The sequence below is a fragment of the Xanthomonas boreopolis genome (assembly GCF_046529185.1).
GTDB classification, from domain to species: Bacteria; Pseudomonadota; Gammaproteobacteria; order Xanthomonadales; family Xanthomonadaceae; genus Pseudomonas_S; species Pseudomonas_S boreopolis.
In genome coordinates this window covers 2,966,662-2,980,737 of record NZ_CP097162.1, presented here as the reverse complement: position 1 = coordinate 2,980,737, position 14,076 = coordinate 2,966,662, and the positions used below count along the sequence as shown (strand labels likewise).

Sequence of the window (14,076 nt, the reverse complement as noted above, 5' to 3'; positions counted from 1 at the left end):
CGCGGGGCGAAGGAACCACAGGAGCAGAGTCGATGAGCACGTCCCGTAACCGCGAACACTGGCAGGCCATGGCCGAGGGTCTTTCGCCGAAGACCCAGGCCTTCATCGACGGCCGCTATGTCGATGCCGCCGACGGCGCGACCTTCGATTGCGTCAGCCCGATCGACGGGCGCGTGCTTGGCCGGGTCGCGGCCGGGTCCGCCCTGGATGTGGACCGCGCGGTGGCCGCCGCGCGGCGCGGTTTCGAGTCCGGGCGCTGGTCCGAGGCCAAGCCCGTGCACCGCAAGAAGGTGCTGCTGAAGCTGGCGCAACTGGTCGAACGGCATGCCGACGAGCTGGCGTTGCTGGAATCGCTCGACATGGGCAAGCCGGTGCGCGACGCGCGCGCGGTGGACCTGGCGGCGACCATCCGGTGCCTGAGCTGGACCGCCGAGGCGCTGGACAAGGTATACGGCGAAATAGCGCCGACCGGTCCGGACGAGCTCGGCCTGGTCACGCGCGAACCGCTCGGCGTGGTCGGCGCGATCGTGCCGTGGAACTTCCCGTTGCTGATGGCGGCCTGGAAGATCGCCCCGGCGCTGGCCACCGGCAACTCGGTGGTGCTCAAGCCGTCGGAGAAGTCGCCGCTGAGCGCGCTGCGGCTGGCCGAACTGGTGGCCGAGGCGGGCGTGCCGGACGGCGTGTTCAACGTGGTGCCCGGCACCGGGCCCGGCGCCGGCGAGCCGCTCGCGCTGCACATGGACGTGGACGGGCTGGTGTTCACCGGCTCGACCGCGGTGGGCCGCAAGCTGCTGCAATACGCCGGCCAGTCCAACATGAAGCGCGCGTACATGGAGTGCGGCGGCAAGAGCCCCAACATCGTGTTCGCCGATGCGCCGGACCTGGACGCGGCCGCCGAGGCCGCCGCCGGCGGCATCTTCTACAACCAGGGCGAGGTCTGCACCGCGGCCTCGCGCCTGCTGGTGGAGCGCTCGATCAAGGACGCCTTCGTCGAGAAGGTGGTCGCCGCGGGGCGCAGGATGCAGCCGCGCCACCCGTTCGAGGACGACGCGGCGATGGGGGCATTGGTGGACGAGGCGCAGACCCGGCGCGTGCTCGACTACATCGCCAAGGGCAGCGAGGAGGGCGCGCGCCTGGTGCTCGGCGGCAAGCGCGCGGACGTGGTCGCAGGCGGCTGCTACGTGGAGCCGACCGTGTTCGACGGGGTGGCGCACGAGCACACCATCTCGCGCGAGGAGATCTTCGGGCCGGTGCTGTCGGTGATCGCCTTCGACGACGAAGCGCACGCGCTGCGCATGGCCAACGACACGCAGTACGGGCTGGCGGCCGGCGTGTGGACCCGCGACATTTCCCGGGCGCACCGGGTCGCGCGCAAGCTGCGCGCCGGCAGCGTCTGGGTCAACTACTGGGATGGCGGCGACATGACCGCGCCGTTCGGCGGCTACAAGCAGTCGGGCAATGGGCGCGACAAATCGCTGCACGCGTTCGACAAGTACACCGAGATCAAGGCGACCTGGATCAACCTCGCGGATTGACCGCCATGGCGAGGCCGGCCGGCGACGCGCGCCATACGGTTGCTGCCGCAACCATGCGTGCGCATGCCGCGCCGCATCTGCCAGAATCCCCAGCCTCTTCGAACGACCACCCCCGCATGAGCGTTGCCGCCGTTTCCCAGGCGCCGACCAATTCGCCCGCCCGCGTGCTGTTGGCGAGCCTGGTCGGCACCACCATCGAGTTCTTCGATTTCTACATCTACGCCACCGCCGCGGTGCTGGTGTTCCCGCACCTGTTCTTCCCGCCGGCCAGCGCGACCGCGCAGCAGCTCGCCTCGCTGGCGACCTTCGCGGTGGCGTTCGTCGCGCGCCCGGTGGGCTCGGCGCTGTTCGGCCACTTCGGCGACCGGATCGGGCGCAAGGCGACGCTGGTGGCGGCACTGCTGACGATGGGCATCTCGACCGTGGTGATCGGCCTGCTGCCGACCTATGCGCAGATCGGCATCGCCGCGCCGGCCTTGCTGACCCTGTGCCGTTTCGGCCAGGGCATGGGGCTGGGTGGGGAGTGGGGCGGGGCGGTGCTGCTGGCGACCGAGAACGCGCCGCCGGGCAAGCGCGCCTGGTACGGGATGTTCCCGCAGCTCGGCGCGCCGCTGGGCTTCCTGCTCTCGGCCGGCACCTTCCTGGTGCTGGGCGCATTGCTGTCGCAGGACCAGTTCATGAGCTGGGGCTGGCGCGTGCCGTTCCTGTCCAGCGCGCTGCTGGTGATCCTGGGGCTGTGGGTGCGCCTGAGCATCACCGAGACGCCGGACTTCCAGCGGGCGCTGGAGCGCAACGAACAGGTGCGCGTGCCGTTCGGGGTGGTCGTGCGCAAGCACATGGGGCCGGTGCTTGCGGGCACGTTCGGCGCGTTGGCGACCTTCGTGCTGTTCTACCTGATGACGGTGTTTGCGCTCGGCTACGGCACCACCACGCTCGGCTACAGTCGCCAGCAGTTCCTGCTGTTGCAGATGGTGGGCATGCTGTTCTTCGCGCTGGGCATCCCGCTGTCGGCCCTGTACGGCGACCGCACCAGCGCACGCCGTTCGATGGCGGTGGCCAGCGCGTGCATCGTGGCGTTCGGGCTGCTGTTCTCCACGCTGTTCCAGTCCGGCCATCCGTTGATGGTGCTGGCGTTCCTGGCGATCGGGCTGTTCGTCATGGGCTGGACCTACGGTCCGGTGGGAACGCTGCTGTCGGAACTGTACCCCGTGGAGGTGCGCTACACCGGCTCGTCGATGTCGTTCAACCTGGCCGGGGTGCTCGGTGCCGCGCCGGCCGCGCCGCTGGCGACCTGGCTGGCGGCGACGTATGGCTTGAAGTCGGTGGGCTGGTACCTGAGCTCGATGGCGGTGGTGACGCTGCTGGCGCTGATGGCCGCGCGCCGGCATTCCAGCGTGGCGTGAATGGTGGGGGCTGTCCTGCGATAGGGGTCAGGCAGCGAAGCGGACCTGGTTGCGGCCGCCGGCCTTGGCCAGGTACAGGTGCTTGTCGGCCTCGCCGAGCATGTCGTGCAGCGTCCAGTCCTCCGAGTGCGCGGTGCACAGGCCGATGCTGACCGTCATCCGCAGGACGTCCGTGCCGACCGGGATGCGCAACGCGCCGATCCGCTCGCGCAGCGCTTCGAAGTAGCCGGCCGCGCCGGCGGCATCGAGGCCGGGCACCAACAGGCAGAATTCCTCGCCGCCGAAGCGCGCGACCAGGTCCTGCGGCCGCGCATGCTCGGATACCGAGGCCGCCACGGCGCGCAGCGCGTGGTCGCCGGCCTCGTGGCCCCAGGTGTCGTTGATGTGCTTGAAGTGGTCGATGTCGAGCATCGCCGCGGTGACCGCCTTCCGTTCGGCCAGCAGCCTCGGCAGGAGGCGCTGGCTCTGTTCGAGGAAGTGGCGGCGATTGGGCAGTCCGGTGAGGTAGTCGCGCGTGGCCAGGTCCTGCAGGGTGCCGATCAGCTCCAGCTGGTCCACGTTCTGCGAGACGCGGCAGAAGAATTCCTCGCGCGAGAACGGCTTGCGCAGGAAGTCGTTGGCGCCGTTCTTCAGGAAGCGCGGGATCAGCGAGGCGTCGTTGTTGCCGGACAGCCCGATCACCGCGACCTTGTCGCGCGCGCGCAGCGCCCGCAGGCGGCGGGTGAATTCCACGCCTTCCATGCCCGGCATGTCCTGGTCGACCACCGCCAGGCGGATCCTCGGGTCCTGCTCGATCGCCTTCAGGCCCTGCGCGCCGTCGGCGGCCACGACCACCTTGTAGCCGTACATCTCCAGCAGCGCGGTGGCGTAGGTACGGGCCGACAACGAGTCGTCCACCACCAGCGCCGAGATGCGGCGGTTGCGGTCCAGGCGCTGCACCAGCCAGGTCAGGTAGTCGATGCTGCCCGGCGCGTTCTTCAGCACGTAGTCGATGATCTGCTGCTGCAGCACGCGCTTGCGCAGGTCCTCGTCGTAGACGCCGCTGACCACGACCGTGGGCAGGCCGCGCGAGACGAAGAACTCCACCACCTGGTCGCGGTCGCCGTCGACCAGCACCAGGCCGGTCAGCACCAGGAACCAGCCGTCCTCCTCCTCCAGCACGCGCGCGGCCTCGGCCAGCGTGGAGACCACCGTGACCGGCAGCTCCACCCGCGACTCGATCGCCTCGCGCAGCATGCCCGTGAAGGCGCGCGAGTTCTCCACCAGCAGGACGCGCTGCGGCAGCGGATCGCCTTCGGGAGCTCGAGCGGAGGGGACGGGCATCGAGTGACGTATGGGGAAGTAACGTGCCGCGTCCATATCGGCCAGATCCGGCAAAGCTTGAGATAATTGTGACGGATTTCGCGTTATGGGAGCAGGTCGCGCAGGCGATACCAGCTCATCGCCGCCACCAGCAGCGGGGTGCGCAGCAGCCGGCCGCCGGGGAAGGGCCGGTGCGGGATGCGCTCGAACACGTCCAGGCGCCGGGATTGCCCGGCGATGGCCTCGGCGATGACGGTGCCGGCCAGGCCGCTCGCCGCGACGCCGTGGCCCGAGAAGCCCTGGGCGAAATACAGGTTCGGCGCCAGCCGCCCCCAGTGCGGGGCGCGGTTGAGCGAGATATCGACGTAGCCGCCCCACAGGTAGTCCAGCCCGACGTCCCCCAACTGCGGGAACACCCGGTGCATGCGCCGGGTCATCAGGCCCCTCAGGCCGGGCGGCGGCAGCGAGGAGTAGCTGGCGCGGCCGCCGAACAGCAGGCGGTGGTCGCGGCTGAGCCGGTAGTAGTCGAGCGCCCAGTTGGTGTCGGCCACCGCCATGTCGTTGCGGATCAGGGCCCGGGCGCGCTCGGCGCCCAGCGGCGGGGTGGCGCCGATGTAGGTGCCGACCGGCATGATCCGCGCTTCCAGCTCCGGCGCGACGCCGCGCAGCCAGGCGTTGCCGGCGATCACCGCGAACTCCGCCCGCACCTGGCCACGCGCCGTGTGCAGCACCGGCCGGGCGCCGCGCTCCAGCCGCGTCACCGCCGAATGCTCGAAGATGCGCACCCCGGCGGCCAGCGCGGCGCGCGCCAGGCCCAGCGCATAGGCGAGCGGATGCAGGTGGCCGCTGGCGGCGTCGTACATCGCGCCGAGGTAGAGGTCGCTGGCCAGCTCCCGGCGCAGGCGCGCGCGGTCCCACCATTCCAGCGGGTAGTCGTAGCGCTCGGCCATGTGCGCGATGCCGGCACGCAAGGCGCGCTCCTGGCGCGGCTTGAGCGGGACGTGGGCATGGCCGTCGCGCCAGTCGCAGTCGATGCCGTGGCGGGCGATGCGCTCGCGCAGCATCCGCATGCCGTCGCGCGAGAAGTCGAACAGCAGCCGCGCCTCGTCCGGCCCGAGCAGGTTCTCCAGCGTGTCCTGCTCGCAGCCGTAGCCGACGATGGCCTGCCCGCCGTTGCGCCCGGAAGCGCCCCAGCCGATGCGCCGGGCCTCGAGCACGGCCACGCGGTAGCCGGCTTCGGCCAATGCCAGCGCGGCGGTCAGGCCGGTATAGCCGGCGCCGAGGATGCAGACGTCGGCGGTCTCCGCGCCCTGCAGGGCTGCCTGCGGCGGCAACGGCGCCGTGCTGGCCGCGTACCAGCTGTCGGGATAGCCCTCTTCGCGCGCGCGGCTGGCCATCACACCGTGCGCAGGTACCAGGCGTAGTCCAGGTCGGTCACCCGGGCCTGGAAGTCCAGCATCTCGCGTCGCTTCTGCTGGCCGTAGACATGCCGGAAGCGCTCGCCGAACGCCTGGGCGACGAAGTCGCTGGCCAGGAAGCGCGCGATCGCCTCCTGCCAGCCCGGGCTGCGGCACTCGGCCTGCTCGTAGGCATTGCCGACGACCGGCGGGCCCGGATCGAGCCGGCGTTCGATGCCGTCCAGCATGCCGGCCAGCACCGCCGCGGCGACCAGGTAGGGATTGGCGTCGGCGCCGGCGATGCGGTGTTCGATGCGGGTGTTGCGCGGATCGCTGTGCGGGATGCGCAGCGCGACGGTGCGGTTGTTGAAGCCCCAGCTGTCGTTGAGCGGCACGAACGCGTTCGGCACGAAGCGCCGGTAGCTGTTGGCGTGCGGGGCGAACAGCAGCAGCGAATCGGCGGCGGCGCGCTGCAGGCCTGCCACCGCGTGGCGCAGCGCTTCGGCCGGCGCGTCCGGCATGCCCGCGAAGACGTTGCGGCCGGCGTCGTCGAGCAGGCTGGCGTGCAGGTGCAGCCCGCTGCCGGACTGGCCGGCGAACGGCTTGGCCATGAAGCTGGCGAGCGCGCCCTGCTGCTGCGCGATCGCCTTGATCGTGCGCTTGAGGAAGATCGCGTCGTCGCAGGCGGCCAGCGCGTCGTCGCGGTGCTTGAGGTTGATCTCGAACTGGCCCGGCGCGTATTCGGCCACGGCCGTGTCGGCGGGCACGCGCTGCTCGCGGCAGGCGGCGGCGACCGCGTCGGTGAAGGCGCGATGGTCGTCCAGCTCCGGCATGTAGTAGACCTGCGTGCCGTCGCCGCGCTGGCCGGTGCGCGGGTCGCGCAGGGTCTGCGGGCGGCCGTGCGCGTCGGGTGCGGCATCGAACAGGTAGAACTCCAGCTCGACCGCGACCACCGGCGTGAGGCCGCGCGCGCGGTAGCGCTCCAGCACGCGCGCCAGCACTGCGCGCGGATTGGCCTCGAACGCGCCGCCGCGCCCGTCCTCCATCGACAGCAGCAACTGCGCCATCGGCCGCGGCGACCACGGCACCGGGCGCAGCGTGCCGGGTACCGGGCGGCACAATCGGTCCTCGTCGCCGATGTCGTAGCCCAGGCCGGTCTCCTCGACCGTGTCGCCGGTGATGTGCGCGGCCAGCAGCGACATCGGCAGGCAGACGCCGTCCGCGTAGACCTTCTCCAGCGATTCGCGGATCACGCGCTTGCCGCGCAGCAGGCCGTTGGTGTCGGGCAGCAGCAGGTCGACCAGTTCGCAGCCGTCGATCCGGCGCAGGGTCTCGACGTCTTCCGGGGGCAGGGACGAAGCGGCGGGATTCGTGGTCATGACGGGCGCCTGCGGGGTCTGGCCGAGCTTAGCAGAGCGGAGGGTGTGTCAAGAATACTCAACGCCCCGGCTTTCCCTTCTTCCACCGGGAGAAGGTGCCCCGAAGGGGCGGACGAGGGTACGGGCGAAGCCTCCTGCAGCCTGGCGACGCAGGGCTGCGCCCGCATCTCACCCCAAGCCCTCTCCTGCCGGGAGAGGGGCATGCGTGCGTTGTTGCAAAAATAAAACGCCCAAGGTAGGTTGCCGAAAAGCCCATCGAGCCCCATCGCATGGCCTTCCCGCCGCTGGTCGGCCTGCCGACCGACCGCAAGATGATCGGAGCGCATCCGTTCCTCGCCACCGGCGAGAAGTACGTGCGCGCGGTGGTGGAAGGCGCCGGCGCCACGCCGGTGCTGTTGCCGGCCTTGCAGCCGCCGGTCGATCCGGGACTCTGGCTCGATCGCCTGGACGGGCTGCTGCTCACCGGTGCGGTCAGCAACATCGAGCCGCACCACTACGGCCCCGAACCGAGCTGGGAGGGCAACCTGCACGATCCCGCGCGCGACGCCAACACGCTGGCGCTGGTCCCGCAGGCGGTGGCGCGCGGCCTGCCGGTCCTGGCGATCTGCCGCGGATTGCAGGAGGTCAACGTCGCTTGCGGCGGCACCCTGTACCAGAAGGTGCACGAGGTGGACGGCATGGACGACCACCGCGAGGACATCGAGGCCGCGCTGGAAGTGCAGTACGGCCCGGCGCATCCGGTGCATCTGCAACCGGGCGGCTTGCTGGCCGGCATCGCCGGCACGACCGAGGTCCGCGTCAACTCGCTGCATGGGCAGGGCATCGCGCGCCTGGGCGGGGGATTGGCGGTGGAGGCGACCTCGCCCGACGGCCTGGTCGAGGCCTTCCGCGGCATCGGCACGCCGTTCCTGCTGGCCGTGCAGTGGCATCCGGAATGGCGCGTCACCGAAAACCCGTTCTACCTCGGCATATTCCAGGCCTTCGGCGAAGCGTGTCGTCGCTACGCCGCCCAACGCAGCCGCTGAATCCCATGACCACCCGCCCGCGCCCCCGCAAGGCCGCCCCTCCTGTCCAACCCGAAAGCTCGCTGCTGCGCTGGCTGAAGGAGCGCCGCATCACCGAGGTGGAATGCCTGGTGCCGGACATCACCGGCAACGCGCGCGGCAAGATCATCCCGGCCGACAAGTTCAGCCACGACTACGGCACGCGCCTGCCGGAAGGGATCTTCGCCACCACCGTCACCGGCGACTACCCGGACGACTATTACGAACTGACCTCGCCGTCGGATTCGGACATGCACCTGCGCCCGGACCCGGACACGGTGCGCATGGTGCCATGGGCCACGGATCCGACCGCGCAGATCATCCACGACTGCTATACCCGCGACGGCACGCCGCACGAGCTGGCGCCGCGCAACGTGCTGCGGCGCGTGCTCGATGCCTACGCGGCGGAGGGCCTGCAGCCGGTGGTGGCGCCGGAGCTGGAGTTCTTCCTGGTGCAGAAGAACACCGATCCGGATTTCCCGCTGCTGCCGCCGGCCGGCCGCTCCGGGCGGGCCGAGACCGCGCGCCAGTCGTACTCGATCGACGCGGTCAACGAGTTCGATCCGATCCTGGACCTGATGTACGACTACTGCGATGCGATGGAGCTGGACGTGGATACGCTGATCCACGAGTCCGGCGCCGCGCAGCTGGAGGTGAACTTCACCCACAGCGACGCGATGTCGCGGGCCGACCAGGTGTTCCTGTTCAAGCGCACGATGCGCGAGGCGGCGATGCGCCACGGCGTCTATGCCACCTTCCTGGCCAAGCCGATGGAGAACGAGCCGGGCAGCGCGATGCACATCCACCAGAGCCTGGTGCGGGCGGGCGACGGGCAGAACGTCTTCAGCGGCGGCAGGTCGGGGGAGTTCAGCCGCACCTTCGCGCACTATCTGGGCGGATTGCAGAAGTACGTGCCGATGGCGATGGCGTTCTTCGCGCCGAACGTGAATTCCTATCGCAGGCTGGTGTTCGGCGAGGTGTCGCCGAGCAATGTGCTGTGGGGCTACGACAACCGCACCTGCGGGTTGCGCGTGCCGTTCGATACGCCCGAGAACATGCGGGTGGAGAGCCGCTTTGCCGGTTCGGACGCCAATCCGTACCTGGCGATGGCGGCGACGCTGGCCTGCGGCCTGCTCGGGATCCGCGAGAAGCTGGAGCCGACCGAGCCGATCACCGGCAGCGGCAAGGAGGAGGGCTACGATCTGCCGCGGTCGTTGGGCGAGGCGTTGGACGAGTTGGAGGGGTGCGTGCCGTTGCAGGAGATGCTGGGGCAGCGGTTCGTGCGTGCCTACGTGTCGGTGAAGCGGAAGGAGTACGAGACGTTTTTCCGGGTGATCAGTTCGTGGGAACGGGAGTTCCTGTTGTTGAATGTTTGAGGCGTTGAGTGCTTGAGGGGCAGGGGGGAGCTCGAGCCACTCTCCCTTCGGGGCGATAAGGCACGGCTTGCGCGCCACTGGCGCGCGTGCCTTTGAGCGCCCACTCCGCTGGTGTGGGCCGGGGCGGTTGGGGTGAGGGTGCGAGGGAAGCCTCGCATTGTTCGAGGTCTTGTGGGTTCTCTTGCGTAACAGCAACAGCTTTCGCCTTTGGCGAGTCACTTTTCTTTGCTTGTGCACGCGCGCCGCAGGAGCGGCGCCGCACGGCGAAGCCGGCCCGAAGGGCGCGGCACAAGGATGTGCCGCGTAAAGAAAAGTAACCCAAAGAAGCGCTTCACAGCAGCCGAACGGCTGATCAAGCACACCCCGCCTGCGCGCCCGCAGCTGCGCTGCGGGTCCGCGGAGCCGGCGGGATTTTTCGACGGGGCATCCTGCCCCGGCGAAAAACGACGTGCATCCATGCACGTCGCCTCTGCGGGGTTTTACCCGCCATCTCCGCCGCTTCGGAGGGGCCCCGGTAAGTCAAAGGCGGGAAGCCAAGGCAACATCACGAGCAACGGCAACGGCAACGGCAACGGCAACGGCAACGGCAAAAATCAAAAGCGATAGCGGAGATGGCGATGGACCCGATTCAAACGCGGACCCTGCAGGACCTGGATGCAGCCCACCACCTGCATCCGTTCAACGACAACGCGGCGCTGGCGAAGAAGGGCACGCGCATCCTGACGCGGGGCGAGGGCGTCTATGTGTGGGATGCGGAGGGGCACCAGTTGCTGGACGCGTTCGCCGGGCTGTGGTGTGTCAACATCGGTTACGGCCGGGCCGAGCTGGGCGAGGCGGCGGCGCGGCAGATGGAGGAGCTGGCCTACTACAACAGCTTCTTCCAGTGCACCACCGAGCCGACCATCCGCCTGGCCGCCAAGCTCGCCGAGCTGGCGCCCGGCGACATCAACCACGCCTTCTTCACCAACTCCGGTTCGGAGGCCAACGACACCATCCTGCGGCTGGTGCGGCACTTCTGGGCGGTGCAGGGCAAGCCGCAGAAGCAGGTCTTCATCGGGCGCCACGACGGCTACCACGGCACCACCATGGCCGGCGCCAGCCTCGGCGGGATGAAGGGCATGCACAAGCAGGGCGGCCTGCCGATCCCGGGCATCGCGCACATCGATCCGCCGTACTGGTTCGGCGACGGCGGCGACACGGACCCGGAGGAGTACGGCCTGCTCGCCGCGCGGCGGCTGGAGGACAAGATCCTCGAGCTGGGCCCGGACAACGTCGCCGCCTTCATCGGCGAGCCGATCATGGGCGCCATCGGCGTGTACATCCCGCCGCGCAGCTACTGGCCCGAGATCGAGCGGATCTGCCGCAGGTACGACGTGCTGCTGGTCGCCGACGAGGTGATCTGCGGCTTCGGCCGCACCGGGCAGTGGTTCGGCTCGCAGTACTTCGGTTTCCAGCCGGACGTGATGACCATCGCCAAGGGCATCACCTCCGGCTACATCCCGCTCGGCGCGGCGATGTTCAACGACCGCGTCGCGGGCGTGCTGAAGGAGCAGGGCGGCGAGCTGGCGCACGGTTGCACCTATTCGGGGCATCCGGTCTGCACCGCCGTGGCGCTGGAGAACCTGCGGATCATGCAGGAAGAGCGCATCGTCGAGACTGCGCGCGAGCGGATCGCGCCCTACCTGGCCCAGCGCTGGGCCGAGCTGGGCGGGCACCGGCTGGTCGGCGAGGCGCGCATCGCCGGGTTGATGGGGGCGCTCGAACTGGTGCCGGACAAGCGCCGGCGCGGCTACTTCGACGAGCGCGGCAAGGTCGGCGCGCTGTGCCGCGACATTGCGCTCCGCCATGGCCTGATCCTGCGCGCGACCAACGATGCGATGCTGTTGTCGCCGCCGCTGGTGATCACCCGGGCCCAGGTCGACGAACTGTTCGACAAGGCCTGGAAGGCGCTGGACGACACCGCCGCGGCGCTGGGCAAATAGCCCGGCGCTGGGTAGGCTGGCGTAGTCCCGGCCCACGGCCGGCCCCACCCTCATAGCGGGATCTTGTGGAGACCACGATGAAGCTGCGAATCCTGACCGTCGCCCTCGCCACCACGCTGCTGGCCGCCTGCGGCGGCAAGCCCGAGGCCGGCGCCAATGCCGATGCCGGCAAGCCCGCCGGCGCCGAGGAGAAGGTCCTCAACGTCTACAACTACTCCGACTACATCGCCGAGGACACCGTCCCCAACTTCGAGAAGGCGACCGGCATCAAGGTCGTCTACGACGTGTTCGACAGCGACGAGATGGTCGAGGCCAAGCTGCTGGCCGGCGGCAGCGGCTACGACGTGGTGGTGCCGACGCTCAATTTCTTCGGCCGCCAGATCAAGGCCGGCGTGTTCCTGCCGCTGGACAAGAGCAAGATCCCGAACCTGGCCAACCTCGACCCGGACGTGATGAAGCGCATCGCGCAGCAGGATCCGGGCAACGCGTACGGCGTGCCGTACATGATCGGCACCACCGGCATCGGCTACAACGTCGACAAGCTCAAGGAGCGCTTCGGCGGCAGCACCGACATCGCCGGCAGCTGGGACCTGATCTTCAAGCCGGAGAACATCGGCAAGATGAAGGACTGCGGCGTGACGATCCTCGATACGCCCTCCGACCTGCTGCCGATCGCGCTGAACTACCTGGGCCTGGACCCGCACAGCCAGAAGCCGGAGGAACTGCAGAAGGCCGCCGACCTGATCAAGGGGATCCGCCCGTACGTGCAGAACTTCCATTCCAGCCAGTACGTCAGCTCGCTCGCCAACGGCAGCACCTGCCTGGCCGTGGGCTGGTCCGGCGACATCATCCAGGCCCGCGACCGCGCCGACGAGGCCGGCAACGGCGTGCACGTGGCCTACTCGATCCCGAAGGAGGGCGCGCCGCAGTGGTTCGACATGCTGGCGATCCCGAAGGACGCCAAGCACCCGGAAAACGCCTACGCGTTCATCAACTACCTGCTGACGCCGGAAGTGGCCGCGGCCAACACCAACTTCATCCACTACGCCAACCCGGTGCCGAAGGCGACCCCGCTGGTGGCCGAGGACATCCGCAACGACCCGACGATCTACCCGCCGGACGAGGTGAAGGCCAAGATGTTCACCTACGCGATCAATCCGCCGGAAGTGGACCAGCTGTACACGCGGCTGTGGACGGAGATCAAGACGGGGCGTTGATGCCCAGGGGCTGTTTGCATTCATGAGTGATCGTGGGAGGGGCTCCGGTCCCGGCGCTTTGCTGGCAGAGCCCGCCGGGACCGGAGTCCCTCCCGCATGGCCCCCGCGCCATGGCGCAAGCTGGGTTCTGTCGCCGCGGCGGACAGGGGGCTTCATCGCAAGGTTCAAGGTGTACGGGCGCCGCCGGTGAGAGCGGCGTTCGCGCGGCAAGGGGGAGGGCAACACCGGGCGTCCGCAACGGCGCCTGCCTACCGCCGCCTGCGGGCGGCCCATGGAGACCACGATGAAGCAACATGCGATGTGGATGGCGCTGGCCGCGGTGTGTCTGGCCGGTTGCGGGGGAAGCGGCGAGAGCGCGGGCGACGCGGATGCCCCGGCGTCGCCCGAAGCGAAGGTATTGAACGTCTACAACTGGTCGGACTACATCGCGACCGACACGGTCCCGAACTTCGAGAAGGCCAGCGGCGTCAAGGTCGCCTACGACGTGTTCGACAGCAACGAGGTCCTTGAGGCCAAGCTGCTGGCCGGCGGCAGCGGCTACGACGTGGTGGTGCCCTCGCTGAGCTTCCTGGGGCGGCAGATCCAGGCCGGCGTGTTCCAGCCGCTGGACCGCAGCAAGATCCCCAACTGGAACAACCTCGATCCGGAGATGATGAAGCGCATCGCGCAGCAGGATCCGGGCAACCGGTACGCGGTGCCGTACCTGTGGGGCACCACCGGCATCGGCTACAACATCGACAAGGTCAAGGCGGCCTTCGGCAGCACCGACGTGGTGAACAGCTGGGACCTGGTGTTCAAGCCGGAGAACATCGCCAAGCTCAAGGACTGCGGCGTCACCATCCTCGACACCGCTTCGGAGATCGTGCCGACCACCTTGCACTACCTGGGCGAGGATCCCAACAGCACCGATCCGGCGGTGATCGCCAAGGCCGCGGCCAAGCTCAAGGAAATCCGCCCCTACATCCAGAACTTCCACTCCAGCCAGTACATCGACGCGCTGGCCAAGGGCACCACCTGCCTGGTGGTGGGCTGGTCGGGCGACATCCTGCAGGCGCGCGACCGCGCCGAGGAGGCCGGCAACGGGGTCCGCATCGGTTATTCGATCCCGAAGGAAGGCGCCTTGCAGTTCTTCGACATGCTGGCGATCCCCAAGGACGCCAAGCACCCGGAGAACGCCTATGCGTTCATCAACTACCTGCTGACGCCGGAAGTGGCGGCCGCCAATACCAACTTCGTCAGCTATCCCAACCCGGTGCCGGCCGCCACGCCCCTGATCGAGGCCGCGATCCGCGACGACAAGACCATCTACCCGCCGCCGGAGACCATGGCCAAGCTGTTCGGCCTGAAGATCATGCCGCCGGAAGTGGATCGCCAGTACACCCGGCTGTGGACCGAGCTCAAGACGGGGCATTGACCTCCGGCCGGAGGAGATGAACGGGCGG

At 69.2% G+C, this 14,076-nt stretch carries 10 protein-coding genes; 7 read left to right on the top strand and 3 right to left on the bottom strand.

Annotated elements, in window-relative coordinates:
- Positions 1-32 precede the first annotated feature (32 nt).
- Together M3M27_RS13390 and M3M27_RS13385 are read left to right on the top strand one after the other, a co-directional pair.
- Positions 33-1,535: an aldehyde dehydrogenase gene (locus M3M27_RS13390; protein ID WP_434025934.1), complete on the top strand. Its 1,503-nt coding sequence runs from the start codon at positions 33-35 to the stop codon at positions 1,533-1,535.
- Positions 1,536-1,651: 116 nt separating this feature from the next.
- The gene (locus M3M27_RS13385; protein ID WP_140720031.1) at positions 1,652-2,938 is read left to right on the top strand and encodes an MFS transporter; all 1,287 of its coding nucleotides are present in this window, start codon (positions 1,652-1,654) and stop codon (positions 2,936-2,938) included.
- Positions 2,939-2,965: 27 nt separating this feature from the next.
- Here the strand turns inward: M3M27_RS13385 and M3M27_RS13380 are convergent, their stop codons facing one another.
- The 3 genes from M3M27_RS13380 to M3M27_RS13370 form a co-directional block, all read right to left on the bottom strand.
- Complete coding sequence (locus M3M27_RS13380; protein ID WP_140720033.1) at positions 2,966-4,261, bottom strand: diguanylate cyclase; 1,296 nt, start codon at positions 4,259-4,261, stop codon at positions 2,966-2,968.
- A gap of 83 nt (positions 4,262-4,344) precedes the next feature.
- Positions 4,345-5,637: an NAD(P)/FAD-dependent oxidoreductase gene (locus M3M27_RS13375; protein ID WP_434025933.1), complete on the bottom strand. Its 1,293-nt coding sequence runs from the start codon at positions 5,635-5,637 to the stop codon at positions 4,345-4,347.
- Positions 5,637-7,016, bottom strand: coding sequence for a glutamine synthetase family protein (locus M3M27_RS13370; protein ID WP_434025932.1), 1,380 nt, complete (start codon positions 7,014-7,016; stop codon positions 5,637-5,639). The genes M3M27_RS13375 and M3M27_RS13370 overlap by 1 nt, the downstream gene beginning before the upstream one ends.
- A gap of 269 nt (positions 7,017-7,285) precedes the next feature.
- On the opposite strand from M3M27_RS13370, the gene M3M27_RS13365 reads away from it, so the two are divergent.
- From M3M27_RS13365 to M3M27_RS13345, 5 genes are all read left to right on the top strand, one after another.
- Complete coding sequence (locus tag M3M27_RS13365) at positions 7,286-8,041, top strand: gamma-glutamyl-gamma-aminobutyrate hydrolase family protein (RefSeq protein ID WP_140720040.1); 756 nt, start codon at positions 7,286-7,288, stop codon at positions 8,039-8,041.
- A 5-nt stretch (positions 8,042-8,046) separates the two neighbouring features.
- Positions 8,047-9,435: a glutamine synthetase family protein gene (locus M3M27_RS13360; protein ID WP_434025931.1), complete on the top strand. Its 1,389-nt coding sequence runs from the start codon at positions 8,047-8,049 to the stop codon at positions 9,433-9,435.
- Between the two features lie 617 nt (positions 9,436-10,052).
- Positions 10,053-11,417 carry an aspartate aminotransferase family protein gene (locus tag M3M27_RS13355; RefSeq protein ID WP_140720044.1) on the top strand — a complete coding sequence of 455 codons (1,365 nt, stop codon included), beginning with the start codon at positions 10,053-10,055 and terminating at the stop codon, positions 11,415-11,417.
- A gap of 77 nt (positions 11,418-11,494) precedes the next feature.
- The gene (locus M3M27_RS13350) at positions 11,495-12,634 is read left to right on the top strand and encodes a polyamine ABC transporter substrate-binding protein (protein WP_140720046.1); all 1,140 of its coding nucleotides are present in this window, start codon (positions 11,495-11,497) and stop codon (positions 12,632-12,634) included.
- A gap of 283 nt (positions 12,635-12,917) precedes the next feature.
- Positions 12,918-14,048 carry a polyamine ABC transporter substrate-binding protein gene (locus tag M3M27_RS13345; RefSeq protein ID WP_140720048.1) on the top strand — a complete coding sequence of 377 codons (1,131 nt, stop codon included), beginning with the start codon at positions 12,918-12,920 and terminating at the stop codon, positions 14,046-14,048.
- The last annotated feature ends 28 nt before the right edge of the window (positions 14,049-14,076 follow it).

What these genes read in the sequence shown, in the direction of transcription:
- M3M27_RS13350 (WP_140720046.1), top strand. Translation starts at nt 11,495, where the DNA reads ATGAAGCTGCGAATCCTGACCGTCGCCCTCGCCACCACGCTGCTGGCC.
- M3M27_RS13355 (WP_140720044.1), top strand. Translation starts at nt 10,053, where the DNA reads ATGGACCCGATTCAAACGCGGACCCTGCAGGACCTGGATGCAGCCCAC.
- M3M27_RS13375 (WP_434025933.1), bottom strand. Translation starts at nt 5,637, where the DNA reads ATGGCCAGCCGCGCGCGCGAAGAGGGCTATCCCGACAGCTGGTACGCG.
- M3M27_RS13380 (WP_140720033.1), bottom strand. Translation starts at nt 4,261, where the DNA reads ATGCCCGTCCCCTCCGCTCGAGCTCCCGAAGGCGATCCGCTGCCGCAG.
- M3M27_RS13345 (WP_140720048.1), top strand. Translation starts at nt 12,918, where the DNA reads ATGAAGCAACATGCGATGTGGATGGCGCTGGCCGCGGTGTGTCTGGCC.
- M3M27_RS13370 (WP_434025932.1), bottom strand. Translation starts at nt 7,016, where the DNA reads ATGACCACGAATCCCGCCGCTTCGTCCCTGCCCCCGGAAGACGTCGAG.
- M3M27_RS13360 (WP_434025931.1), top strand. Translation starts at nt 8,047, where the DNA reads ATGACCACCCGCCCGCGCCCCCGCAAGGCCGCCCCTCCTGTCCAACCC.
- M3M27_RS13365 (WP_140720040.1), top strand. Translation starts at nt 7,286, where the DNA reads ATGGCCTTCCCGCCGCTGGTCGGCCTGCCGACCGACCGCAAGATGATC.
- M3M27_RS13385 (WP_140720031.1), top strand. Translation starts at nt 1,652, where the DNA reads ATGAGCGTTGCCGCCGTTTCCCAGGCGCCGACCAATTCGCCCGCCCGC.
- M3M27_RS13390 (WP_434025934.1), top strand. Translation starts at nt 33, where the DNA reads ATGAGCACGTCCCGTAACCGCGAACACTGGCAGGCCATGGCCGAGGGT.